Origin of the sequence: Enterococcus quebecensis (genome assembly GCF_001730365.1) — a bacterium.
Taxonomy (GTDB): Bacteria; Bacillota; Bacilli; order Lactobacillales; family Enterococcaceae; genus Enterococcus_L; species Enterococcus_L quebecensis.
Genome location: NZ_MIKB01000017.1, coordinates 116,831 through 142,987 on the forward strand (window position 1 = coordinate 116,831; position 26,157 = coordinate 142,987).

Sequence of the window (26,157 nt, forward strand, 5' to 3'; positions counted from 1 at the left end):
AATGACAACATATAGTGAACAAATGTTACAAGCGTTACATGAAGAAGAGTTGGCTCAGGCGCAATTGATGTTAGCAGAAGCTATCAGAAAGGACGACGATGATACGCTAGCTGACCTAGGTGAAGAACTATTGTCTCTTGGATTTTTGGAGGAAGCTCAAACAGTTTTTGAACATTTATTGACAATTTTTCCAGATGTTGATGGATTGAATATTCCTTTAGCCGAAATCGCAATTGAAAATAATCAGATTGATGATGCTTTTGTTTTTTTAGAGAAAGTATCTAAAGAAAGTGATAGCTATGTTCAAAGCCTGCTAGTAACCGCTGATTTATATCAAGTGATTGGCATTCCAGAAGTGAGTGAAGCGAAATTGAAAGAAGCGCAAGGATTATTGCCTGATGAGCCATTGATTATATTTGCTTTAGGTGAACTGTACTTCGTTAATGGGCAATTTTACGAAGCTGTTGAATCCTATCAGGGACTGCTTAAGGTTGGAGTGAATGAAATCTCTAATGTATCTATCAATGAGCGTTTAGGAAGTTGTTACAGCATGTCAGGGGACTTTGAAGAGGCAATTCCATTTTTAGAAAAAGCGCTAGAAGAAGAGCAAACGGATGATCGATTATTCCAATTGGCGTTTACTTATTTACAGTTACATGAAAATCAAAAAGCCATCGCACTTTTACAACAATTGAGAGTCTTGAATCCTCATTATCAATCAATGTATTTATCATTAGGGGAAGCTTTACAAGAAGAAGAACAATTGGAAGAAGCACGGATCGTGTTAGCCGAGGGCATCAAAGAAAATCCTTTCCAAGTAGACCTTTATCAATTAGCTTCTGAGAATGCTTATCGCCTTCATGATACAGAACAAGCAGAATTGTTATTAAAGCAGGCACTAGAACTTGGTGAGAAGACTGACGAAACTAGATTGACGTTAAGTAATTTGTATTTAAACGAAAATCGATTTGATGAGGTTATTGATGTTGTAAAACAAATGGAAGAGCAAGGACATCCTTACGGCGAGTGGAATTTAGCTCATGCATACAATGAGTTGGAAGAGTTTGATTTGGCTAAAGTTCATTATGAACAAGCCTACCAAGAAATTTCTCATGAACCAGAATTTTTGAAAGAATACGCAGTTTTCCTTCGTGAAGAAGGAAAAATAGAAAAGGCTAAAGAATTATTACAACACTATCTTCAACATGAACCTGGTGATAATGAAGCACAATCATTGTTGGAAGATATTGAAGAAAGATAGGTGATAAGATGTTTGTCAATGTCTCGGATAAGAAAGAATTTTTGATTTGGCTAGTTAATAATATTTCATTTAGTCAAAGAGAAGTATTGTGGATTTTAAATTATTTGATTAATCATGAAGCTATTTTAAATAATGTTCATTTTATAGAGCAAGCCGACAAAGCCACTCGCGGGTTAAAAGTCACTTCAAAAGAGGTAGAAGGAGAACCAATCAGATTATTTCTATCAGGGAAAGAATTTACAGATACAGATCAGATTTTTCATGAAATTCGTATGAATTGGAAAGAGGCATTGTACTTGGAATGTGTTTTTGATTCCTCTTGGCAAAATAGCCAATATTTGTCTATTTTAGAAGATAATCCTTACGCTCGTTGGAATGAGCAAGTGAGTGAAGAGGTAGTTGAAAATATTAATAACTTCTTTGCTCATGAAGAAAAGCAAGCAAAAATGAATTTGTTGTATAGTCAAATTGATTTGGCGTTAGAAGATAACAATCACGAAGCTTTTTTGGAATTAACCAATGAGTTAAATCATTTAAAAAATATCTGATCGTACTTTTAATCAAAGAAAAACTGGCTAAAATAGACAAGTCTGTTACATAGTTGTCTGTTTTAGCCAGTTTCTATTTAAAAACCTATTACTATTTTAAGTAAGCTGATTTTTCTTTTTAAATATTTTTTTTGATGGTCTAGCATAAGTGAATCCTTCTCCAATAGCTTCATGAACATTAATCACAGAAATAAAGGCTTTTGCATCTATTTCATGAACAATACGTTTGATTTCCATGATTTCACTAGGGCTAACAACGACATAGAGAACCTTTTTATCCACTTGAGAATAGCCGCCTTGTCCATCTAAATAGGTTACACCACGTTCCAAAACAGCCATGATTACTCTACCAATGTCTTCAGTATGGTCTGAAATGACCAATATCCCTTTAGCGGCATAAGCACCATCTAAAACAGAGTCCACCACTCGACTGAAAACAAATGAAACAATCAAAGTGTACATCATTCGTTTGACATCAATATAACTCAAAGAAAGTATTAAAACTAAGATATCAAAAATCAGCAATGAGCGTCCCATGCTGATACCATAATTTTTTTCTAGAATACGAGCAACGACATCCGTCCCTCCAGTTGTTCCACCTACTCTATAGACTAATCCACTGCCTATCCCAGCAGCTAAACCAGCGAGCAAAGAGGCAATCAGTAAATCATGATCTAAGTTAACTTCGATTGGCCAGCGTTGCCATAACCACAAAAAAACTGATAGTGAAACAGTTCCTAAAATTGTATAGTAAAAAGAGTGTTTCCCAAGGATTTTACCGCCAATTAAAATCAGCGGAATATTGATAATCAAAGTTGAGTAAGCCGGATCAATATAAAAAAGTGCACGCAAAATCAAAGTAATACCGGTTACTCCGCCTTCAGCTAAGTCATTGGCGATGTTAAATGTGACTAACCCAAATGCATAAAGACACGTTCCAGCTAAAATCAACAGAACGTCTTTTACATAAAATTTCTTTTCTTCCATTTTTTACCTCCTTATCCAGTATCACTTTATCATTCTCACTATAAAACAACAAGTAGAACCTTTCCAGATGGCGTAGTTTTTGATAAGATGTTTAATAAGAAAGGTTGGGGTAAAATGAAAGACAAGAATCAATCGCTTATTTCCATGCAGCAAGAAGTGGATGCGTATATCCAGCAATTTAAAACTGGTTATTTTTCTCCATTAAGCCAGATGGCACGATTAACAGAAGAAGTAGGTGAATTGGCTAGAGAAATCAACCATTACTATGGTGAAAAGCCTAAGAAGGCAGAAGAAAAACCAAAAACTGTTTCTGAAGAACTTGGCGATGTGTTATTTGTTACGATGATTATGGCGAATTCACTGAACATAGATCTAACCGAAGCATTCCAAACTAATATGGAAAAATTCAATCAACGAGATAAATATCGTTTTGAGAGAAAGGACGGACAGACAAATGATTAAAATTCTAGTTGCAGGTTTTAAAGGGAAAATGGGCGCAACTGCTACCAAGATGGTTTTAAACCATGAAGGATTTGAATTAGTAGGTGTATTGGATCCGTTTGAAGAAAAAACAAATCTTAAAGAATTAGCGGAATATCCCATGATTGATGTTCCCATTTTTAAAAAAAAGGAAGAGGTTCTTTCTGTACAGCCAGATGTTTGGATTGATTTCACAATACCAGCAGTGGCATATGAAAATACACGTTTCGCTATTGAACATAAAATCTCACCTGTTGTAGGAACCACTGGTTTAACGGAGGAGCAATTGTCTGAATTGACAGCTCGCTCAGAAACATTGAAAGTTGGTGGTTTAATTGCACCGAATTTTGCTGTTGGAGCGGTTTTGATGATGCAATTTGCTCAAAAAGCAGCTGAATATTTTCCAGATGTTGAAATTATTGAATTGCATCACGACAATAAGTTAGATGCACCAAGTGGAACTGCGATTAAAACAGCTGAAATGATGAGTGAAGCTCGCACGAAAAAAAGTCAAGGTCATCCAGAAGAAAAAGAATTGATGAATGGCGCACGTGGAGCTGATTTTGAGGGAATGAAGATTCATAGTGTTCGTTTGCCAGGTATGATCGCACATCAACAAGTACAATTTGGAGGCGTGGGAGAAGGTTTGACCATCAGACACGATTCTTATGATCGGAGTTCGTTTATGACAGGCGTTGCTCTAGGATGTAAGAAAGTGGTTCATTTGGATAAGTTGGTTTATGGGTTGGAAAATCTATTATGAAATTAGATACGATACCCGATGAATTTACCAAAGCAGCAAGTGTACTTAAGGAGATTCAGGATCATGGATTTGAAGCTTATTTTGTTGGTGGTAGTGTTCGGGACGCCTTATTAAAGCAGCCGATTCATGATGTTGATATTGCTACTAGTGCTTATCCAGAAGAAATCAAACATATTTTTCCGAGAACAATCGATGTAGGTATCGAACATGGAACTGTTTTGGTTTTAGATGGTGAAGAGCAATATGAGATCACTACATTTAGAACCGAATCAGCATATCAAGATTTTAGACGTCCTGATACTGTAACGTTTGTTCGTTCATTAAAAGAAGACTTGAAACGACGGGATTTCACTATCAATGCATTGGCAATGGATGTTGAAGGGAACATTATTGATCTCTTTGAAGGCATGAATGACTTGGATCAACAGATTATTCGAGCTGTAGGTAATCCTAAGGAACGTTTTCATGAAGATGCTTTACGAATGATGAGAGGATTACGTTTTGCTAGCCAATTAGACTTTAAGATTGAGGAAAATACTTTATCTGCCATTCAAGAATTTCACTCGCTACTAGGTAAAATTGCTGTTGAGAGAATTGCTGTTGAGTTTAATAAACTTTTGATGGGGAAAAATAGACGAGCGGCATTGTTGCCATTTATTGAGACGGAGTGTTACCAATATTGCCCGGGATTGAGACCGTTTGGTGAAGCATTGTTCAATTTTTCTGATCTCCCAAATCAACAAATCGAAATAGACAGTGAAGTTTGGACATTATTGCTTAGAACCATGCAACTAAGTGAAAGTGAAGTTCGTGGTTTTTTGAAAGAATGGAAGCTATCAAATCAAATGATTCACGCTGTACAACAACGGATTTACGGATTGAATAAACGCTTAGCAGGAGAATGGCAAGCGCAGGATTTATTCGATTTAGGCTTAGATGCAGCGTTATCTGTAGAAAAACTATTGTTTTATTATGGACAAAAGAGTAAACTTGAAGAGGTAAGAGATTGTTATCTAGGTTTGGCCATTCATGATAGAAAACAACTTGCTGTTACTGGGAATGATTTATTGGCGTATTTTGATAAAAAGCCTGGTAAATGGTTAGGTGAGATGATTGAGATGATTGAATCGGCTGTAGTGAATGATAAACTAGTTAATGATAAAGAAATGATACTTATATTTGCAAAGGAAATGATTAATAAGGAGTGATAACCTTGAAAGAGTTTTCGAAATCGTTTGTAGTTGCTTCAAAAGATACAGCTAAAGAAATAGGCTCTGGTGATTTAGATGTATTAGCAACACCAGCTATGATTGCAATGGTAGAAAATACAGCGAAAGAATATCTGCATAAAGAGTTAGCACCAGAAGAATCGAGTGTAGGTACAATCATTGAAGCAAAACATTTGAGACCATCTACAGTTGGCGCTGAAATTATTGTAAAAGTAAAGGTGGAATCTCAAGAACCTTCTAAGATAAATTTTTCTTTTACTGTTTTCGATAATGAGAAGATCATAGCAACAGGTATTCACCAAAGAGCTGTTATCTTAACAGATGTTTTTTTGAGTAAATTAGCAGTTACAAAGTGAAAATGCGAATAGTGTGACCTAGATCAAAAGTTATGCTAAACTTAACTTTGTAGAAATTATTTCAGATAAGGAGACCTATATTATGAGTAGAGAAATGACTGGATTAAAATTTTATTTTAGAAATGGTGAAACTTGGACGATTGGTCGTCGCTTCATCGGAGATTTATGGATTAAACAAATCACAACCAGCTTTGGCCGCATTCATGGAAGCGAATTTATGGAAATTCATCCATGTGAAGGGTTTAAAATCGAAATTTTCCAAGAAGGCGATCATGTACAAACGCATGATATCAATCTTGGCGGACTTGAGTTAGGTATGTTTGCCCGTGCTTTAAAATATGAAGATATCGAACGTATGGAAATTTTATTCAAAACTGGTGCGCCGGATTTAGTTTACTTCCCATACAAAGATAAAACTGACGAAGGATTAGACAACATCTATCAATCGACTAAAGTCAGTGAAAAAACAAAAAGCTTATATATCGTAATTGACCCTAAACAAACAGTTGACGATGTATATGGTGATGAATTCTAATTTCTAACCTATTTTAACCGTAGATTTCTTTTTAGAAATTCTACGGTTTTTTCGTCAAAAACAATCTATAAAGAGGTGTTAAAAATGAAAGCAATAGAACTGTCATACGTTGAAAATCAAGCAATTTTAGAACTGAATAATGATTTTGAGTTACCTAAAAGAAAGACCAATCAATTATTAGTAAAGGTAGAAGCTGCCGCAATCAATCGGACAGATCTAGTAGCGAAAGAGACCGGGAAATTACCAAAAGGCAATACAATTTTGGGTGTTGAAGTTTCTGGTATTGTAATAGAAAGTGATTCTAAAGTCTTTCCATGTGGAAGTCGTGTAATGGGACTTGTTAATGGTGGCGGTTACGCTGAGTATGCTGTGATGAATCTTGGCAACGCAATGCCCCTATCTGAAAAACTATCATTTGAAGAAGGTGCAGCTATTCCAGAAGTGTTTTTGACAGCATATCAGACGTTATTTTGGCTCGGGGAGCTAAAGTCTACAGAGTCAGTCCTGATACATGCAGGTGCTAGTGGTGTAGGAACAGCTGCAATTCAGTTAGTCAAACAACTCACTTCAGCAAAAATTTTTGTGACAGCAAGCAGTGCCGAGAAACTCGAATTATGTCATACATTAGGAGCAGATGTTCTTATTAATTATCATGAAAAAGACTTTAGCGAGATAATTCAGCAAGAAACAGTAGGCAAAGGTGTAGATGTTATTTTAGACTTTGTCGGTGCATCTTATTGGGACAAAAATTTAGCAAGTCTTTCTTATGATGGTCGGTTGATATTAATTGGAATTCTTGGTGGCGCGCTTGTAAAAGATGTGAATCTAATGAATCTATTAGAAAAAAGGATAACCATTAAAGGAACATTGCTCACACCTAGAAGTGATGAGTATAAAGCTAGATTAACTAAAGAATTTTCAGAAAAAACAAAGATGTTGTTTGAAACGGGGCATTTAAAACCAATCATAGATTCAATTTTTTTACTGAAAGAGGTTGAACAAGCCCACCAACTTATGAAAAGTAATAAAAATAAAGGGAAAATCATTTTAAAAATAAATCGTTGAATAGTCAAAAATATCAGTATGTAAAACATTGGTACGTAAAGCTTTATATATAATATGCACAAGGATTTTAAATAATATTAAGAAAAATAGGTTGACACCACGTATACCTAGGTATATACTGATAACAATTCTTAAATAATCAGTTACGGAGTGATTCATAATGACAACCATGAAACATAACCAAATACAACTGAATAATTATTACTTTAGCTATTTTAGATGAGTTTGTATTCATGAACATTGTGGATGCAGACTAGCAAGTTTGTATCTATGATGGCTAGGGGATTTTGAGATGACTTTCAGCCGCGTAGATGAGTAAATCTATAGTGGCTTTTATATTACCTATTTTTTGTGAGGTGTTCACTGTAGATTTTTCTAAAATTTACGTGAATACCTTTTTTGTTTGAAAAAAATCAGATTTCAGGAGGAATTAAGATGGAAAATAAGATCACAGGTCATACAAGGTTAGCTGCATTATTTGCTACACCAATCCGTCACAGCGTTTCACCAATGATTCACAATACAGCTTTTCAGGCATTAGGTATAGATGCAGTATATCTTGCTTTTGAAGTGGGGACACAAGGACTGTCACAAGCCATTGATTCAATCAGAAACTTGGAAATGTTAGGTGCAAACCTATCAATGCCAAATAAAATTTTAGCTGTGGAGCATATGGATGAGTTGAGTGAAGCTGCTCGCTTGATTGGAGCAGTTAATACGATTACCAATGATAATGGCAAGTTAACTGGTCATAATACCGATGGTACAGGTTTCATGAGAAGTTTAGAAGACATCGATGTAAATATTATTGGAAAAAAAATGACGATCATCGGTGCTGGTGGAGCAGCTACAGCGATTATCGTACAAGCAGCTTTAGATGGTGTGAAAGAAATCACTGTCTACAATCGAAAAGATGATTTTTATGATAATATCAAGAAAAAATTGGCTTATATATCTGATAATACAGATTGCATTATCACACTGCATGACTTAGCAGATCAGAATGAATTGGCGAAAGATGTGGCTGGAAGTGCCTTATTATTAAATGCAACAGGTGTTGGTATGAAACCACTAGAAACACAAACACCGATTCAAGATTTTTCAATAATACGTCCTGATTTGGCTGTATGTGATGTGATTTATACACCGCGAGAAACAGAATTTTTAAAGCAAGCTCGTTTGCGAGGCGCCAAAACAAACAACGGACTAGGTATGTTGTTGTATCAAGGAGCTGCTGCTTTTGAAAAATGGACAGGAAAAGAAATGCCGATAGAAATCGTTAAACCAATTATTGAAAACAACTAATTAGAAATTATCGAGGGAGAGAACAAAATGATCGTAATTATGAAATCAGAAGCAACTAAAGCACAAATTAATACAGTAATCGAGCGAGTAAAAAAAGAAGGACTGGAAGTTCATCTAAGTGAAGGGAAAGAGCAGACAATCATTGGTTTAGTTGGTGATACGAGAAAAATGCAGGATGTAGCATTCAATAGTTACGATGGTGTTGAAAACGCAGTTAGAATTTCACTAACATACAAATTGACTAGTCGTGAATTTCATCCAGAGAATACAGTGGTCGATGTGGATGGTGTGAAAATAGGTGATGGAAGTATGACCATGATGGCAGGTCCGTGTTCAATTGAGGGTCTGGATCAAATTCGTGAATGTGCTAGAATCGCTAAAGCTGGCGGTGCAACAATTTTACGTGGGGGAGCGTTTAAACCAAGAACATCCCCATACGCATTTCAAGGTTTGGAAGAAGAAGGATTGAAGTACATTCGTCAAGCGGCAGATGAGTTTGGCATGAAAGTGATCACAGAAGTAATGGATGAAGCACATATTGATATGATTGCCGAATACAGTGATATTTTACAAATCGGTGCTAGAAATATGCAAAACTTTAAATTATTACAGGCTGTTGGAAAAACTGGTAAACCAATCGGCTTAAAACGTGGTATTTCTGGTACAATTGATGAGTGGTTAAACGCAGCGGAATACATCGCTGCACAAGGAAACTTCAATGTGATTTTCATTGAACGAGGTATCCGAACATACGAAACAGCTACCCGGAATACACTAGATTTAAGCGCGGTTCCATTAATCAAAAAATTAAGTCATTTTCCTATTATTGTTGACCCGAGTCATGGTGTGGGAATCTGGGATCTTGTTCCTTCAATGGCACGAGCAGGTGTAGCAGCAGGAGCGGATGGTTTGATTGTTGAGATTCATCCTGATCCAATCAACGCATGGTCTGACGGTCCACAATCGCTTAATGAAAAGACATACTTACGTATGATGGAAGAGGTACACATCATTGAAAAAGCGATGAAAGAAATCAAGGCTTTAGGATAAAAAATTAGACCAAAAACGTCAAAAATGGGGGTTGAATCAAATGAAACTCACGGTAAATTTACCAAATCATTCTTATGATTTGACTATTGAAAATGGGATTTTAGCTAGCATTGGTCAATGGGTAAACGATTTATGGTCTTCACAAAAAGTTGTCATCATATCAGATACAAACGTTGCACCGTTATATGGCAAGCAAGTAAAAAAAAGTTTGGCAGAGGCTGGATTTGATCCATCACTTTTTGTGATAGACGCAGGGGAACAAAGTAAAAGTTTGACTGTAGCTGCAGAAATTTATGATTTTCTTGCAGAAAAGGGATTAACAAGAAGTGATGGGATTATCGCTTTAGGCGGCGGTGTTGTTGGTGATTTAACAGGATTTGTCGCTTCGACATATATGCGAGGCGTTCACTTTTTACAAGTTCCAACAACATTATTAGCTCAAGTAGATAGTAGTATTGGCGGGAAAACAGGTGTTAATACGACAAAAGCTAAAAATTTAGTGGGGACATTTGCGCAACCCGATGGTGTGTTGATTGATCCAAATACTTTGAATACGTTAGAATTAAGGCGAGTTCGTGAAGGAATTGCTGAGATCATCAAATCAGCAGCGATTGCAGATGAAAGATTATGGGAACGGCTGGATATGTTGAAAGATGAAGATGATTTATTAGCACATGCAACAGAGATCATCGCAGCTTGTTGTCAAATCAAACGAAAAGTAGTTGAAGAAGATGAACTGGATAATGGTGTCCGCTTACTCCTTAACTTTGGTCATACAATTGGCCATGCGTTGGAAAATACTATTGGTTATGGGAAATTGACCCACGGTGAAGGAGTAGCAATTGGCATGAGCCAAATTACCAAAGTCGCAGAAGAAAAAAATTTAACACCCATTGGAACCACAGAACAATTGAATAAGATGATCCAAAAATTCCATTTACCAATTTCATCTGATAGTTGGAATCCAGAACAATTATATACAGCATTGACACATGATAAAAAAGCGCGGGGCGGAGAAATCAATATTATTTTATTAGAATCAATTGGTAAGGCAAAAATTGTCCGTATTCCAATTGAAGAAATGAAGAGTTATTTAGACTAGGGGGAAATTATATGCGTTTTATTACTGCGGGAGAATCACATGGACCAGAGTTAACAGCAATTATAGAAGGTTTGCCAGCGGGCATGCCATTATCACCAGAAGACATTAACTTGGAATTAGCTAGAAGACAAGGTGGATATGGTCGTGGCGGTAGAATGCTTATTGAAAAAGACCAAGTAAGAATCACTTCTGGTATCCGTCACGGGAAGACATTAGGCTCGCCTGTTACATTAGTTGTTGAAAATAAAGACTGGAAAAACTGGACTTCTGTAATGTCAATTGAAGAAGTTTCAGAGAAGGAGAAAAAGATTCGCCGTGTAAATAAACCACGGCCAGGGCATGCAGATCTGGTTGGCGGTATCAAGTATCAGCATGATGATCTTAGAAATGTTTTAGAACGCTCATCAGCACGGGAAACAACCATGCGTGTGGCTATTGGTGCTGTTGCTAAAAAGTTGTTAAAAGAATTGGGTATCGAAGTTGCTGGCCATGTTGCTGTTTTAGGCGGAATCAAAGCCATAATTCCACAGAACTTAACAGTGAAAGAAATTCAGGAGCGTTCAGAAAGTTCAGATGTTCGTGTATTGGATCCAGCAGTGGAAGATGAAATGCGCAGCTTGATTGATCAAACAAAGAAAAACGGTGATACAATAGGCGGTGTTGTAGAAGTTATTGTAGGTGGCGTACCAATTGGATTAGGTAGTTATGTTCAGTGGGATCGTAAATTAGATGCAAAAATCGCACAAGCTGTGACGAGTATCAATGCATTTAAGGGGGTTGAGTTCGGTATCGGTTTTGAAATGGGGTACAAACCTGGTAGTGAAGTTATGGATGAAATTATCTGGAATGAATCGACAGGTTACACAAGAACTTCAAACAACCTAGGCGGTTTTGAAGGTGGTATGACGAACGGGATGCCGATCATTGTTAGAGGCGTAATGAAACCTATTCCAACACTATATAAACCGCTGCAAAGTGTAAATATTGATACAAAAGAACCTTATAAAGCGAGCGTTGAAAGATCTGATAGTACAGCAGTTCCTGCGGCTAGTGTAGTTTGTGAAGCTGTTGTGGCAACCGAAGTCGCACAAGCGATGCTAGAAAAATTTGGTAGTGATGCCTTTGAGCAAATGAAAGCAGAAGTAAAAGCTTATCGCCAGTACACTCAAACGTTTTAAGAAAAGTATAAATGGAGAGTGAAGCAAAATGGAAAAAAAGGTATTGATTGTCGGTTTAGGATTGATCGGCAGCTCGTTGGCAATATGTATAAAAAGAGCGCATCCATCAGTAATTATTATTGGAATAGATGAATTGGAAACTTCTGAAGAATTTGCTTTAAAACGAAAAATCATTGATCGAAGAGGTGATTCTTTAGAAGAGGCGGCAACACAAGCAGATGTGATTTTCTTATGTACACCTGTAAAAAGCATGCTTGGTCAATTAAAAGTTCTTGGTGAGTTGCCACTAATAGAAGATGTAATCGTTTCGGATGTCGGCAGTACAAAAATAGAAATTATAGAAACTGCTGAAAAAGCTGGGTTAAAAACATTTATTGGTGGGCACCCAATGGCTGGATCCCATAAGTCTGGTGTCACGGCAGCAGATGAAGATTTATTTGAAAATGCTTATTACATTTTAACTTCTTCTGATATAAACAAGCAATCAAAAATTAGTGAACTGCAATGGTTATTAAGTGGTACAAGAGCAAAATTTGTTGTTCTAACAGCAGAAGAACATGATCAAATTACAGGAATGCTTAGTCATTTACCCCACATTATTGCAGCTGGTTTAGTGAATCAAAGCAAAGCGTTTAATGAAAAACATCCTCGTTCCAGACAATTAGCAGCTGGTGGATTTCGTGATATCACAAGAATTGCTTCATCTGATCCACAGATGTGGACGGATATTTTATTGAGCAATAAAGAGGCGTTATTAGAATTAATGTCTTCCTGGCAAGTTGAAATGGAGCAGGTTTTATCTTGGATTAAAAATGAAAATAAAGAAGCAATTTTTCAATTTTTCTATGAAGCAAAAGAAACGAGAAATCAAATGCCAGTCCATAAAGAAGGAGCAATACCAGCTTTCCATGATTTATTTGTAGATGTTCCAGATGTACCCGGAGTTATTGCTGAAATTACGGGATTACTTGGAAAAGCGAAGTTATCATTGATTAATTTAAAAATTCTTGAAACTAGAGAAGACATTTATGGTATTTTACAATTAACGTTTAAACGTGAAGATGATTTGAAAAAAGCTAAGGAAGCCATTGAAAATCAAACGAATTATTTGTGTTATGAAAAATAGAAGATCTGATAGCTAGTTTTATGGGACAGTTCTTCAGGCAAAAGAACTGAACGAGCCCATTAGGCTTTTAAATTTAGGAGGGATTTTTTGGAATTAGTAATCAATAAAGTTGGTTTAAAGGGTAGAATTGATATTCCCAGTGATAAATCGATTTCTCATAGAAGTATCATGTTCGGTGCTATTGCAAAAGGTAAGACAACGATAAAAAACTTTTTACGTGGTGATGATTGTTTAAGTACATTAAAAGCGTTTCAAGATTTAGGCGTTAAAATCGAAGATGATGGACAAATCATTACGGTACATGGAACAGGTTTTTCTGGCTTGAAGCCGTCTATCAACGCTATTGATGTTGGTAATTCTGGAACTACCATTCGCTTAATTATGGGGATTTTAGCAGGAACAACTTTTACTACTGAGTTATTTGGGGACCACTCAATTGCGAAACGTCCGATGAATCGAGTAATGGGGCCAATCAATCAAATGGGGGCTGTATGTTCTGGGCATGATGGAACAGAATTCCCACCTCTTACTGTAACAGGGACAAAGAGCTTATTGCCTATTAATTATCAGATGCCTGTTGCTAGCGCACAAGTCAAATCAGCAATTCTTTTTGCCGCATTACAAGCTCAAGGAGAATCAGTGATTATAGAAAAAGAGAAAACACGGGATCATACAGAGGATATGATTCGTCAGTTCGGCGGTACAATTGCTGTATCAGGAAAAGAAATCCGTATCAAGGGGCCGCAAAAGTTAATTGGACAAGAAGTCACTGTCCCTGGTGATATCTCTTCTGCAGCGTTCTTCCTTGTAGCAGGTTCAATCATTCCTGACAGTGAAATTGTTTTGAATAATGTTGGCTTAAATCCCACCCGTACTGGAATTATTGATGTTATCAAACAAATGGGTGGAAAACTGACAATCCAAGAAACTGGTAATAAAGAAAATAGAGCTGGAACATTAACTGTTGAAACTAGTGAATTGACAGGAATTGAAATTGGCGGAGAGATTATTCCTAGATTGATTGATGAATTGCCGATTATTGCTTTATTAGCAACTCAAGCAAAAGGCACTACAATTATTCGTGATGCCGAAGAGTTAAAAGTCAAGGAAACCAATCGAATTGATGCAGTGGCTAACGAATTGAATAAAATGGGCGCTACTATCGAACCCACAGACGATGGAATGATTATTCATGGAGGAACCACTTTGCATGGTGCTCATGTTACAAGCTATGGTGATCACCGTATCGGCATGATGCTTCAAATTGCCGCTCTTTTAGTTAAAGAGGGCTCAGTAAAATTGGACAAAGCGGAAGCGATTTCTGTTTCCTATCCAGCTTTTTTCGATGATCTAAATAAATTGTATTGATAAATGGAGGGACAAGAATGAAGGGAATTATTTTAATTGGTTTCATGGGAGCAGGAAAAACAACTGTTGGGAAGCTGCTTTCAGAAAAAACGGGTATGGAACATATCGATTTTGATGATAAAATTGTTGAAGAAATTGGCATGACAATTCAGGAATATTTTGATAGACATGGAGAAGAAGCTTTTAGAGAGAAAGAGACAAACGTTTTAAAACGATATCTTAATCATAACCAAGTGGTATCGACAGGTGGCGGAATTGTTATGAGACCTGAAAATCGTAAACTGTTAAAACAAATGGCGCCAGTTGTATATTTACAAACAAAACCAGAAGTGTTTATTCCTAGGTTAAAACATGATCATACAACTGTCAGACCTTTAGTTGTTTCGAAATCGCCAGAAGAGATCAGACAAGTTTTTGAACCAAGAATTCCATTTTATGAAGAAAGTGCTAGCTTAGTTGTTGATACTGACAATCGAACACCAGAAGAAATCGTAGAACAAATTTTAAAGAATATATAAGTAGGTGAGTCAATGAGAGTCGGTTTTTTAGGTCCAGAAGCATCTTTTACTCATAATGCAACAAAAACTGCTTTTCCAAATGAGGAATTAATTTCTTATCATTCGATTCCAGCATGTATTAAAGGGGTTGAATTTGGTGAAGTTGATTTAGGTGTTGTACCAATCGAAAATACGATCGAAGGGTCTGTTAATACAACTGTTGATTATTTGTATCATCAAACAAGTATTCCTGTTGGAGCTGAAATTGTATTGCCGATCTATCAACAATTGATGGTAGCCAAAAACAACCAAGATAAATGGCAGGAAACGACAAAAATTTTATCTCATCCTCAAGCGTTAGCTCAGTCGCAGGAATTCATTCGCACTTATTTTCCGATGGCTGAATTAGAGGGAACGCCATCAACCGCTTATGCAGCTAATTTTGTCGCCAGTCACCCAGAACAAAAAATCGCAGCTATTGCACCAAAACTTTCTGCACAGACTTACGAATTGTCCATTGTTGGAAAAAACATTCAAGACGTAGCGATTAATCAAACTCGTTTTTGGGTATTAGGTTCTGAGAAAGTAGCTCTCCCGATTGCGTCAGAAGATAAGAAGTTGACAATTGCGTTGACCATGCCTAATAATATGCCAGGAGCCTTACACAAAGCGTTATCTGCTTTCAGTTGGCGGGAAATCGATTTAAGTAAAATCGAATCTAGACCATTAAAAACAACCTTAGGGGAATATTTCTTTTTAATTGATATCAATGTTCAAAAGCCACAACAATTAATTGATAACGCATTAGAAGAAATACGTTTAATGGGAGGTTCTGTAAAAATATTTGGGAACTATTCTATTTATCCAATAAACGGAGTATAAAGATCTGAAAAGGTCTTTTTATTTTTTTTTAAATTTTAACAATATAAATAGGAATTTTCGGCAAAATAAGGTATGCTTATAACTGTTGTTAATTGAAGAGAGGTGGACATAATGAGCCGTGTGGATCGTTATAAACATATACATGACAAGGCCAAACCAGTAGAAGAAAAAAATGGATTTAATCCTAGAAAAGAAAAAAATTATTCGGAAGAACCTAGAAATAGCTATTATCAGGAACAATCTAATCAATATCAAGAACCCGTGAGCAGTAATGAAAGTCAAAGATTTGAACAAGCTGAACCTAATGAAAAAAATAAAAGTTTCTCAAAAAAAGAGAAGAAGCCGAAAAAGCCTAGGAAAAAAAGACGGTTCAGCTGGCCTAAAAGAATTGCTTTATTTTTAATTTTACTGATTGTTTTAGCTGTTGGATTCTTTTTTAAAGGAAAATCTTATGCTGAAAATGATAATTCTTTACCTAAAGAATCAGTTCAGACTTTTAATGGTGTGAAAAGCGAAAATGGTGCGAATAACATTTTGATTTTAGGCAGTGATACAAGAGGGGAAGATTCTGGTCGAGCGGATACGATTATGGTATTGCAATTAGACGGACCATCCAAAAAGCCTAAACTTATTTCATTTATGCGAGACACCTTTGTTGATATCCCGGGTTATGATGCTAATAAGATTAATACAGCTTACGCATTGGGCGGAGCAGAGCTAGTTCGCCAAACATTAGCAGAAAATTTCAATATTCAAACCAAATATTACGCAAAAGTTGATTTTCAATCATTCGAAAAAATTATTGATTCTATGTTTCCTGGTGGTGTTAAAATCGATGCTGAAAAAGATTTGAATTTAGATGGTGTTGATATTACCAAAGGAAACCAAAAAATGGATGGGCATAAGCTTTTGCAATATGCACGTTTTAGAAAAGATGAAGAAGGTGACTTCGGGCGTGTTCGTCGTCAACAGCAAGTTATGAACGCTGTTATTGGACAGTTAAAAAATCCCTTTGCCTTGATTCGTACACCTGAATCTTTAGGACGTTTGGTTGGATATATATCAACAGATATTCCTACATCATTTATGCTGAAAAATGGTCCATCATTGATGTTAAAAGGCGGTGGCGGTGTGGAACGCTTAACTGTTCCCATTGACGGCTCTTGGAGTAATGAGGATGTTTACTATGCGGGTAGCGTACTTCAAATTGATCTAGATATGAATCGATCAGCAGTTCAAAGCTTTCTAGGACAATAAGTATTGTATTTAAATATACATTGATTTATGCTATATTTATAATGCCGTGTAAAATTAGTGAAACGAGGTTACAAAATGAAAATTGCTATTGTGACAGATAGTACAGCTTATTTACCTGAGCGAATCAAAAATTCGCCTAATCTATTTGTTATTCCCATCCCAGTTATTTTAGATGGTAAGATATATAACGAAGGAATCGATATCGAAGCTGATGAATATTACAGCTTGTTGAATCATAGCAATGAGTTTCCAACAACTTCTCAACCTGCATTAGGAGAAGTTATTGAATTATACGAAGAAATTGCTTCCAAAGGATATGACACGATTATTAGTATTCATCTTTCATCCGGTATTTCTGGATTTGTTAATACCTTATTTTCATTAACTGATTCAATAAAAGGTGTTACACTTTATCCGTACGATTCTAAAATTACGAGTGTACCCATGGGACATATGGTAGAATCGGCATTAGATTTAGTTAAAGAAGATGCTAGTTTAGAAGATATTTTCGCTAAATTAGATATTATCAGAGACAACACTTATGCTTACCTGATTGTTGAAGATTTAAACAATCTAGTCCGTGGTGGACGATTGACAAATGGTGCAGCATTAGTTGCTGGATTATTGAAGATTAAACCGATTTTAACTTTCGAAGATGGAAAAATTGTTTTATTCGAAAAAATTCGTTCAACTAAAAAAGCTTTTGCTCGTGCCGAAGAGATAATAGGCAAACGAGACAAAGAAATTGGTCGACCAGTTAAACTTTACGTTATTCATGCAAATAATTTAGCTGTAGCCGAACAAGAGAAAGCAAAGCTTGAAAAAAAATATCCTAATGCAATTATTGAAATTGGTCATTTTAATCCTGTTATTGGAACTCACTTAGGCGAAAAAGCAATTGCCCTTTGTATTTGTGCCCAATAAACCAAGAAGAGGATGAAGCAAAACTTTTTTAGTTTTGTTTCATCCTCTGTTTTGTTCTTTGAGGTGTAATACGAGGGATAATCTAATAAGTTCGTATTCTCACTAGAAAATAAATAGTATGTTACAATGAAAAGCAAATCTTATTTTTTGTTGAAAATCGATAAAAAATAACGATTCAATAGTCATTTTCCTTTAAAAGTAGGGTATACTTAAAGAAAAGGAGGGCGAGTGGATGAATCTAACTGAAGGACGTTTACAAAAAGAAAAAATGAAGCAAGTTCAACTACTCGCTGCGTATTACCAAGTAGTCAATCGTTTGCCGCTTGGAGATAAACGTGATCAGATGATACGAGACATACTAGCTTGCAAAGACAAAATAAAGAAAATCAACCAACAATTAACTGAGCTAAATAAAAAAGAATAACTATCAATTAAAGATAGATAGAATCATTTACAAAAGGAGAATATTTTGAGCATAGATTTTTTTACAGTACTACTCGCTATTTTTGTTGTACTTATTTATATTTATCTAAATTTAGTAAGAAAAAGTATCTTGATTAGAAGTATAAAAAGACGTTTTTTTTATGTATTAGTTTTTGGATTCAGCTCAATCGTCTTAGTTACTACCCTGTTTTCTGAACAAACAACGGATCAAAGAATTCGAGGTTTTCTTTCAGTTTTACTTATACTAAGTTTTTTATTGGATACAAAAGGTTTGTCGGATGATCGACTTATTTTAGGACCGTTTGATAAGAATGGTGTTATGTATCATGATATAGAAAAAATGGCATTATTACTTAAACAAAAAGAAATACGATTGAATTATTTTAAAAATGGACGCAGAGGTCCAATGTTGAAATTTTCTATGCCAATAGAAGATCTGTTATCTTTTCTTTCTGAGCGACTGAACGAAGAAGCGGAAATTAGTATTTTGGTGGAGGAAGACAATGAAAGTAAATAAATAAAATCAGTCTAAAAGAGCATTTTGTTACCCTTTTTTTGGCGTTTAAGATTTCAAAATTAAGTTTGAAAAGTTTTTTCTAAAGAATAGTAAAATTTAGTAGGTATTTCTTCAACTGTTTGCTATAATGTGTCAGAGAATTTCTGAAAGGAAGTAATGTTGTGAATAAAGAGATAGAGCAACGAATTGCTGAGCTACGTGAAAAATATAAAGAGTTGCCTCCAGAAAAAAAAGCAGAGTTGGAACGTCATATAAAGAAAAGAAACTTTTTAAACTATAAAAAAATTGAATTAGTCAAGTCGGAGTTACTACGTTTAGAAGCTCGTCGTGCTCAGTTGGAATTGTGTGACAAGGAAAAAGAACTGGGACTAATAGAAAAGAAAATAACCTGTAAGAAAGAAAAATTATTACGATATTTAGGTAAACAGATGGATCAATAATTAATGAAGGGAGATACAGGATGGGGTTTGTGTATTTAATTATTGTATTTGTTTTTGCAATTACATTTTCTAATGTGTTTAATCGGATTGTTCCGATTATACCGTTACCGATTGTTCAAATCATTGTTGGTATCTTAATTGGATTGACGGACATCGGTCGTGAAATAACGTTTGAACCAGAAATATTTCTAGTAATGATTATCGCACCTTTGCTTTTTCGTGAAGGTCAACGAAATGATATTTCTGCGACGATGAAAAATTTTAGCGTCATTTTATTTTTAGCTTTTATCGGTGTTTTAATCACACTTGTGAGTGTTGGTTGGGCATTACATATTATTATACCTGCGTTACCGATCGCAGCTTGTTTTGCATTAGGAGCAGCACTTGGACCTACAGATGCGGTAGCCGTAGGTTCTTTATCTGGAAAGATCCAGATTCCTCCTAAGGCCATGCATATATTAGAAGGAGAAGCACTTATCAATGATGCTTCTGGCGTTACGGCGTTTCAATTTGCGTTAGCTGCTCTATTGACTGGTAGTTTTTCGGCAACGGGTGCGGGAATAACATTAATCGTTTCAAGTATTGGTGGCGCTATCGTAGGAGCTATTTTAGTAATGATCAAACGACAAATAGTCATGATCTTAGAAAAAGCTTCAGCCAGAGATGTAACCGGTTATTTACTGCTGGAACTATTGTTACCGTTTTTAGCTTATATGGTTGCTGAAGTGTTCCATGTTTCAGGGATTATTGCAGCAGTTGTAGCAGGTGTTATGCAAGCGGCTAGTTTTAAAAAAGTTTCTCTTTTTGAAGCGGAACTTTCGAGTGTCTCTGAAATTACTTGGGGAACGATTACTTTTACCTTGAATGCATTGGTCTTTCTATTCTTAGGAATTGAGTTGTCACAAGTTTTTTCACCTGTTTGGAATAGCGAGACTTACTCGAATAGTTTCTTAATGCTTGTTGTTTTGATTTTAAGTGTTACATTATTTGTCGCACGTTTCTTATCTCTTGTTCTGATTTATAGTGTGAAAAATGGATTAAGAAATCTCGGGAAGTCAATGAATGAAATGCTGATTTTGACTTTTGCTGGAGTGAAGGGAACGGTCAGTTTAGCAACGATCTTTATTTTACCGTTAACAGTAAACGGGCAATATTTTCCTGAGCGATCATTGTTGTTGTTTATTACAGCATGTGTAATCTTGGTTACTCTAGTTGGCGGAATTCTTGTTTTACCATTTTTAACTGAATCTGACGAAGCGGAAAGTATTAATGTTCAAGGGATTAATTTACTTCAAGACGTTATTGAAAAGCTAAAAAAGATCAATAAAAACGATCCGCATGTTGAGATGAATGTTGTGATCGAAAATTATCAAGATCGCGTGAAAGAATTGTATACAGAGCAATTACCATCGGATCAGCGGCAAGAGGTTCAAGAATTACGAGCACTGATTGTTTCGATTGAACGTGATGGGTTGGAAGAAAGTTTTCGACAAAAAGAAATTGGCATCGAAGGATATCGCCTATATGAGCGATTAATTTCTAGAATGGAGCGTTCTATCGCAAGACAATTACTCTCTATTATTGGTTTTTGGTTGCTTTTTGTTCGACAAATTATTGCATTTTTTGTCCATCCTAAGTTGTTATTCTCTTCAAAAGACGAAGAGAACAGACGAGAATTTCAAAAAGAAGAACTGGAAAATGTTCGACAAGTATTTTTACAAAATACAGAAGTGATTTTAAAAAGTTTGGATAATTTAAAAGGTGTTTATGATGATGAAATTATTCAATTCTTTATTGAAGGACGATTACAATTTGCACAAAGGCTAGAAGATGGAACATTTATTGATTCCTTTATCGTTCGTTCTCAATCAAATTATGTAAAGGAACTATTGATTGGTTATCAAGAAGAACGAAGAATGATTGATCAATATGAACTTTCAGAAAAAATATCTTCATTAGAAGCAAATGAATACAGAAAAAATGTTAATTTACTGGAATCTTACTCAATTAATGATACTTCTAACACTATTCCATTGCGAAAGTTGACAAGAGAATTAAAAAAAGAAGCTGAGTAAGAAAACTCGCTTCTTTTTTTTACTTTTTTTTGATACAATAAGCAGGATGAAAAGGGCGTGAGCATATGAAAGAATTAAAAGTGAGTGAGTTAACTAAAACATATGGAGAGAAAACGTTATTTGACCATATCTCTTTCCATATCCATGATAAAGACCGAATTGGATTGATAGGAACAAATGGAACAGGAAAAACTAGCTTATTGAATATTCTTGCTGGTAAAGACAGTGGTGACGGTGACATTCATGCGATCCAGCAGCCAAATGATTACCAAATAGGCTATCTATCGCAAGATCAAGAGTTTGATCCTGAATTAACAGTTGTGGAGGCAGTATTCCAAGGTGATACGCCGATTATTCAAGCTGTGAAAAATTATGAACTAGCTTTACTAGCGCTGACTGAGGATGGACTTAGTGAATCGGCTCAAAAAAAATACGCTCAAGCAGAGGAACGAATGAATAAAGAAGATGCTTGGACTGCTGATACGGATGCTAAAATCATTTTACAAAAGTTAGGTATTGAAACCTTGCATAAAAAAATTGGTGAATTATCTGGTGGGCAAAAAAAACGCGTCAGTCTAGCACAAGTACTAATTGAATCTCCTGATTTATTACTGTTGGATGAACCAACGAACCATTTAGATTATGAGGCAATCAATTGGTTAGAAAGTTATTTAAACGGATATCGTGGAGCAATTTTGATGGTTACCCATGATCGCTATTTTTTAGATCGTGTGGCAAATCGGATTTTTGAACTATCTTTTGGTAAACTATATGAGTACAAAGGTAATTATGAAGCATATATCCTAGCAAAATCAGAACGTGAACGTGTAGAACTTGAGCAAGAAGACAAAAGAAAACAATTATATAAACAAGAATTGGAATGGATGCGTGCTGGTGTACAGGCAAGAGGAACAAAACAGCAAGCAAGGCAAGACCGTTTCCATGATCTTAAAGAAAACCTTCATCAAGTGAACCAAAAAAATCAATTAGAGATAGATATAGCGACCCAAAGACTAGGTAAAAAAGTATTAGAAATTAAGAATGGAAGCTATAGTATTGAACATAAAACCATTCTAAAAGATTTTGATATTCTGATTCAAGCAAAGGATCGGATAGGAATTACTGGTAAAAATGGTGCAGGAAAATCTACACTGTTGAATATATTGGCTGGGCGTTTGACATTGGATAGTGGTGTCTATTCAATTGGAGAAACGGTTCGTTTAGCTTATTATACGCAACAAAACGAAGCGATGGATCCAAGCCAGCGAATGATTTCTTATTTGCAAGAGGCTGCTGAACAAGTGCAACGAACAGATGGTACCAGTATAAGTGTTGCTGAATTGCTGGAACAATTTCTTTTCCCTCGTTTTATGCATGGGACAATCATTGGCAAACTTTCTGGTGGCGAGAAACGTCGACTCTATTTGTTAAAACTATTGATCAGTCAACCAAATGTGTTATTATTGGATGAACCTACAAATGACCTAGATATAGACACCTTAACGATTTTAGAAGATTATATCCAATCATTTAAAGGAGCAGTGATTGCTGTTTCTCATGATCGATACTTTCTTGATAAGACCATGGACAAACTACTCGTTTTTCAAGGCGATAGTCAAATCACAACTTATTTTGGTTCAATGAGTGAGTATTTGTTAATCAACAAAGAGAAAACAAAGAAAACTGTAAAAGTAGAAGACAAGCCGATCCAATCAGTTGAGAAAAAAGAAAAAACGAAATTGACGTACATGGAACAAAAAGAATGGACAACCATTGAGGCAGATATTGGTAAGCTAGAAGAACGAGAAGCGAAACTTACTGAAGAAATGAATCACCAAGGTGACGATTTTACTAAGTTACAACAACTTCAAACTGAGTTATCAGCTGTTGAACAAGAATTAGAAGAAAAAATGGAACGTTGGGAATATTTGAGTGAATTTGCAGAAAATTAGGAGGCAGTATCTATGGAAGAAACATACTTAGCATTAGGCCGCAAAATTTTAGAGGAAGGTCACTTAAAAGAAGATCGCACTGGGACAGGAACACGCAGTATTTTTGGTCATCAAATGCGTTTTGATCTCTCTGAAGGGTTTCCACTTCTAACAACGAAACGGGTACCATTTGGTTTAATTAAAAGTGAGCTCTTATGGTTTTTAAAAGGAGATACCAATATTCGTTATTTATTACAACACAACAACCATATTTGGGATGAATGGGCTTTTGAACGCTATATAAAAAGTTCAGATTACCATGGTCCAGATATGACAGATTTTGGTCGTCGAGTGTTGATAGATGAAGTGTTTAAAGACAGTTACGAAAAAGAACACAAAGAATTTTGTGATAGGATTTTGACCGATGAAGTTTTTGCTGCTAAGTATGGTGAGTTAGGCAACATTTATGGTGCACAGTGGCGCCATTGGGAAACAAAAGATGGTGAGTTTATTGACCAATTAAAAAATGTTATTAATATGATAAAAGAAACGCCCGATTCACGTCGCTTGATTGTTTCTGCTTGGAATCCTGAAGATGTTCCTTCCATGGCGTTACCGCCATGTCATACCATGTTTCAGTTTTACGTAAATGATGGTAAATTAAGTTGTCAGTTGTATCAACGCAGTGGGGATGTTTTTCTTGGTGTGCCATTTAATATCGCTAGTTATGCCTTGTTGACGCATTTAATTGCACATGAAACTGGATTAGAAGTGGGAGATTTTGTTCATACGATAGGAGACGCTCATTTATACACCAATCATATTGATCAAATGAGTGAACAACTCTCTAGGGATGTTCGATCATTTCCTACTTTAAAATTGAATCAAGAAAAGCAATCTGTTTTTGATTTCGATATGGAAGATATTGTTATTGAAGGATATGACCCACATCCAGCAATTAAGGCGCCAATCGCCGTATAACTTGAAAGGAGTGCTTCCTGATGTTAGCAGCCATATGGGCACAAGATGAGCAAGGGACAATCGGTAAAAAAAATCGGTTACCTTGGCATTTGCCAAATGATTTAAAATTTTTTAAGCAAATGACCGAAGACAATACAATCGTTATGGGAAGAAAGACTTTTGAAGGGATGGGAAGTCGTCCATTGCCAAATCGTCAAACAATCGTGATGACGAGAGATAAAGACTATCAGGCACAAGGAGTCATTGTGTTTCATACAATAGAAGAAGTACTTGATTATGCAAAAACGTTCACGGGCATTACATTTATTGCTGGTGGTTCAGCAATTTATGAGGATTTTTTACCTCATTGTGACGTGTTGTACCGGACTCTTATCCATCATACCTTCGAAGGAGATGCAAAATTCCCTATTGTTTCCTGGGATGATTGGACATTGATTAATTTAAGTGAAGGTGAGCAAGATGAAGAAAATCATTATGCTTATCAATTTGAAACATATCAACGAAAAGTTTCATCTGAACAAATAAACTGATAGAACGTTTGAATAAAGTAATGGAAAAACATAAAAAACATACTATTAAGGTAGTATGTTTTTTATGTTTTAAATATGATTGCGATATAATCCAACAACTTTACCTAAGATACTCACATTATTTAAAATAATAGGCTCTAAAGCATCATTTTCTGGTTGTAAACGAACATGATCTGTTTCCTTGAAGAATCGTTTACATGTAGCTTCGTCTTCATCAGTCATTGCGATAACGATATCTCCGTTAGACGCATCACTTTGCTTGCGAACAATAACTTGATCACCATCTAGTATTCCAGCATTAATCATACTTTCGCCCCGAATTGTTAACATAAACAAAGCATTTTCTTCTGATTTTAAATCAGGAGGAAGAGGGAAAAAGTCAGATGCTTCTTCGACAGCTAGTATAGGTTCTCCGGCTGTAACGACTCCTAACATTGGAATAATCGACGGGCGAATACCGATTCTTTCTAAACCTTCTGTAGTTAGTTCAATGGCTCTTGGTTTTGTTGGGTCGCGTAAAATCAGCCCTTTTTTCTCCAAGCGCGCTAAGTGTCCGTGAACCGTGGAGGTTGACGAAAGATCAACTGCTTTTCCGATTTCCCGAACGGTCGGGGGATAGCCCTTGAGTTCAACTTGTTCGTATATATATTTTAGTACTTCAATTTGCCTTGTGTCTGTACGTTTCACCACAACCCGCACCTTCTTTCGATTTATATTTTCAGTGTACCATAGTTTTACGAAGGAATCAAACAAGCGTTCGTGTTTTTTTGAAAAATTAAAGCTAAACTTTTTATTGAAGTTACTGAAAAAAATGATTACCTAAGAATAAAAAGTTATTTTCCTGTTTTATCAAGAATATGGTTGTGTTTTCGAAGCTCATCTTATAAGATAGACATGGAAAGTAAACATGTTTTGTTATACGAATGTTTTGACTAATATCTTATTACATTTTTGGGGAATTTCGTAAAAAATCGAAACATGAATAAGATAAAAATATCTTCTTCGTTATTTTTATTTCCCAATGAAGGTTGGACAAGTTCAGCTTTTTAAATTTTAAGGAGGATAAACATGCTATCAAAAGAAAAAATGAACCGAATAAATGAACTTGCTAAAAAAGCAAAAGAAACTGAACTAAATGAAAACGAAAAACATGAACAAAAAATACTGAGACAAGAGTACTTAGCTGCTTTTCGCGGCGGAATGCGTCACCATATTGAAGGAATGAAAGTTGTTGATCCAAACGGAAATGACGTCACACCTGAAAAGTTAAAAGAAATTCAAAAGGCCAAAGGATTACACAATCGAGAATAATTTTAGTTTATTTTA

General features: G+C 35.7%; 28 protein-coding genes. 26 read left to right on the top strand and 2 right to left on the bottom strand.

Annotated features, from left to right (window positions below; all coding sequences use genetic code 11):
* Position 1: 1 nt before the first annotated feature.
* Positions 2-1,261, top strand: coding sequence for a tetratricopeptide repeat protein (locus BCR23_RS13160; protein WP_069635950.1), 1,260 nt, complete (start codon positions 2-4; stop codon positions 1,259-1,261).
* Positions 1,262-1,269: 8 nt separating this feature from the next.
* On the top strand, positions 1,270-1,809 hold the full coding sequence (locus tag BCR23_RS13165) for a ReoY family proteolytic degradation factor (protein WP_069635951.1): 540 nt from the start codon (positions 1,270-1,272) through the stop codon (positions 1,807-1,809).
* A 96-nt stretch (positions 1,810-1,905) separates the two neighbouring features.
* Here BCR23_RS13165 and BCR23_RS13170 read toward each other — a convergent pair whose 3' ends face one another.
* A complete protein-coding gene (locus BCR23_RS13170) occupies positions 1,906-2,796 on the bottom strand; it encodes a YitT family protein (protein WP_069635952.1) in 891 nt (296 codons plus the stop codon).
* Between the two features lie 114 nt (positions 2,797-2,910).
* Here BCR23_RS13170 and BCR23_RS13175 point away from each other — a divergent pair, with 114 nt between their 5' ends.
* From BCR23_RS13175 to BCR23_RS13285, 23 genes are all read left to right on the top strand, one after another.
* Complete coding sequence (locus tag BCR23_RS13175; protein WP_069635953.1) at positions 2,911-3,258, top strand: nucleotide pyrophosphohydrolase; 348 nt, start codon at positions 2,911-2,913, stop codon at positions 3,256-3,258.
* A complete protein-coding gene (gene dapB / locus BCR23_RS13180) occupies positions 3,251-4,039 on the top strand; it encodes a 4-hydroxy-tetrahydrodipicolinate reductase (RefSeq protein WP_069635954.1) in 789 nt (262 codons plus the stop codon). Before BCR23_RS13175 ends, dapB begins: the two co-directional genes overlap by 8 nt.
* Complete coding sequence (locus BCR23_RS13185) at positions 4,036-5,247, top strand: CCA tRNA nucleotidyltransferase (protein ID WP_069635955.1); 1,212 nt, start codon at positions 4,036-4,038, stop codon at positions 5,245-5,247. Before dapB ends, BCR23_RS13185 begins: the two co-directional genes overlap by 4 nt.
* On the top strand, positions 5,244-5,624 hold the full coding sequence (locus BCR23_RS13190; protein WP_240482563.1) for a thioesterase family protein: 381 nt from the start codon (positions 5,244-5,246) through the stop codon (positions 5,622-5,624). Before BCR23_RS13185 ends, BCR23_RS13190 begins: the two co-directional genes overlap by 4 nt.
* Before the next feature lie 82 nt (positions 5,625-5,706).
* Complete coding sequence (locus BCR23_RS13195; RefSeq protein WP_069635957.1) at positions 5,707-6,159, top strand: hypothetical protein; 453 nt, start codon at positions 5,707-5,709, stop codon at positions 6,157-6,159.
* Positions 6,160-6,243: 84 nt separating this feature from the next.
* Positions 6,244-7,224 carry an NAD(P)H-quinone oxidoreductase gene (locus BCR23_RS13200; RefSeq protein WP_069635958.1) on the top strand — a complete coding sequence of 327 codons (981 nt, stop codon included), beginning with the start codon at positions 6,244-6,246 and terminating at the stop codon, positions 7,222-7,224.
* A 435-nt stretch (positions 7,225-7,659) separates the two neighbouring features.
* A complete protein-coding gene (gene aroE / locus BCR23_RS13205; protein ID WP_069635959.1) occupies positions 7,660-8,529 on the top strand; it encodes a shikimate dehydrogenase in 870 nt (289 codons plus the stop codon).
* A gap of 27 nt (positions 8,530-8,556) precedes the next feature.
* The gene (gene aroF / locus BCR23_RS13210; protein WP_069635960.1) at positions 8,557-9,579 is read left to right on the top strand and encodes a 3-deoxy-7-phosphoheptulonate synthase; all 1,023 of its coding nucleotides are present in this window, start codon (positions 8,557-8,559) and stop codon (positions 9,577-9,579) included.
* Between the two features lie 40 nt (positions 9,580-9,619).
* On the top strand, positions 9,620-10,681 hold the full coding sequence (gene aroB / locus BCR23_RS13215; protein ID WP_069635961.1) for a 3-dehydroquinate synthase: 1,062 nt from the start codon (positions 9,620-9,622) through the stop codon (positions 10,679-10,681).
* An 11-nt stretch (positions 10,682-10,692) separates the two neighbouring features.
* On the top strand, positions 10,693-11,859 hold the full coding sequence (aroC, locus tag BCR23_RS13220) for a chorismate synthase (RefSeq protein ID WP_069635962.1): 1,167 nt from the start codon (positions 10,693-10,695) through the stop codon (positions 11,857-11,859).
* A gap of 28 nt (positions 11,860-11,887) precedes the next feature.
* A complete protein-coding gene (locus BCR23_RS13225) occupies positions 11,888-12,985 on the top strand; it encodes a prephenate dehydrogenase (protein ID WP_069635963.1) in 1,098 nt (365 codons plus the stop codon).
* 87 nt (positions 12,986-13,072) lie between these two features.
* Positions 13,073-14,353 carry a 3-phosphoshikimate 1-carboxyvinyltransferase gene (gene aroA, locus BCR23_RS13230; RefSeq protein WP_069635964.1) on the top strand — a complete coding sequence of 427 codons (1,281 nt, stop codon included), beginning with the start codon at positions 13,073-13,075 and terminating at the stop codon, positions 14,351-14,353.
* A 17-nt stretch (positions 14,354-14,370) separates the two neighbouring features.
* Positions 14,371-14,871 carry a shikimate kinase gene (locus tag BCR23_RS13235; RefSeq protein ID WP_069635965.1) on the top strand — a complete coding sequence of 167 codons (501 nt, stop codon included), beginning with the start codon at positions 14,371-14,373 and terminating at the stop codon, positions 14,869-14,871.
* 12 nt (positions 14,872-14,883) lie between these two features.
* The gene (gene pheA, locus BCR23_RS13240) at positions 14,884-15,732 is read left to right on the top strand and encodes a prephenate dehydratase (protein WP_069635966.1); all 849 of its coding nucleotides are present in this window, start codon (positions 14,884-14,886) and stop codon (positions 15,730-15,732) included.
* A gap of 111 nt (positions 15,733-15,843) precedes the next feature.
* On the top strand, positions 15,844-16,989 hold the full coding sequence (locus tag BCR23_RS13245; RefSeq protein WP_069635967.1) for an LCP family protein: 1,146 nt from the start codon (positions 15,844-15,846) through the stop codon (positions 16,987-16,989).
* A gap of 75 nt (positions 16,990-17,064) precedes the next feature.
* Complete coding sequence (locus BCR23_RS13250) at positions 17,065-17,913, top strand: DegV family protein (RefSeq protein ID WP_069635968.1); 849 nt, start codon at positions 17,065-17,067, stop codon at positions 17,911-17,913.
* 232 nt (positions 17,914-18,145) lie between these two features.
* Positions 18,146-18,337, top strand: coding sequence for a hypothetical protein (locus tag BCR23_RS13255; protein ID WP_069635969.1), 192 nt, complete (start codon positions 18,146-18,148; stop codon positions 18,335-18,337).
* 45 nt (positions 18,338-18,382) lie between these two features.
* Entirely contained in the window at positions 18,383-18,874 is a 492-nt protein-coding gene (locus BCR23_RS13260; protein WP_069635970.1) for a hypothetical protein, read from the top strand.
* Positions 18,875-19,035: 161 nt separating this feature from the next.
* Positions 19,036-19,314 carry a hypothetical protein gene (locus BCR23_RS13265; protein WP_069635971.1) on the top strand — a complete coding sequence of 93 codons (279 nt, stop codon included), beginning with the start codon at positions 19,036-19,038 and terminating at the stop codon, positions 19,312-19,314.
* Positions 19,315-19,334: 20 nt separating this feature from the next.
* On the top strand, positions 19,335-21,389 hold the full coding sequence (locus BCR23_RS13270; protein ID WP_069635972.1) for a cation:proton antiporter: 2,055 nt from the start codon (positions 19,335-19,337) through the stop codon (positions 21,387-21,389).
* Positions 21,390-21,454: 65 nt separating this feature from the next.
* On the top strand, positions 21,455-23,341 hold the full coding sequence (locus tag BCR23_RS13275; protein WP_069635973.1) for an ABC-F family ATP-binding cassette domain-containing protein: 1,887 nt from the start codon (positions 21,455-21,457) through the stop codon (positions 23,339-23,341).
* 12 nt (positions 23,342-23,353) lie between these two features.
* Complete coding sequence (locus BCR23_RS13280) at positions 23,354-24,301, top strand: thymidylate synthase (protein ID WP_069635974.1); 948 nt, start codon at positions 23,354-23,356, stop codon at positions 24,299-24,301.
* A gap of 20 nt (positions 24,302-24,321) precedes the next feature.
* Positions 24,322-24,831 (top strand): dihydrofolate reductase, encoded by a 510-nt coding sequence (locus tag BCR23_RS13285; RefSeq protein WP_083241972.1) that lies wholly within the window; start codon positions 24,322-24,324, stop codon positions 24,829-24,831.
* A 69-nt stretch (positions 24,832-24,900) separates the two neighbouring features.
* Here BCR23_RS13285 and lexA read toward each other — a convergent pair whose 3' ends face one another.
* Positions 24,901-25,521, bottom strand: coding sequence for a transcriptional repressor LexA (gene lexA, locus BCR23_RS13290; protein WP_069635976.1), 621 nt, complete (start codon positions 25,519-25,521; stop codon positions 24,901-24,903).
* A gap of 378 nt (positions 25,522-25,899) precedes the next feature.
* Between lexA and BCR23_RS13295 the strand changes: the two genes are divergently transcribed.
* Complete coding sequence (locus BCR23_RS13295) at positions 25,900-26,142, top strand: DUF896 family protein (protein ID WP_069635977.1); 243 nt, start codon at positions 25,900-25,902, stop codon at positions 26,140-26,142.
* The last annotated feature ends 15 nt before the right edge of the window (positions 26,143-26,157 follow it).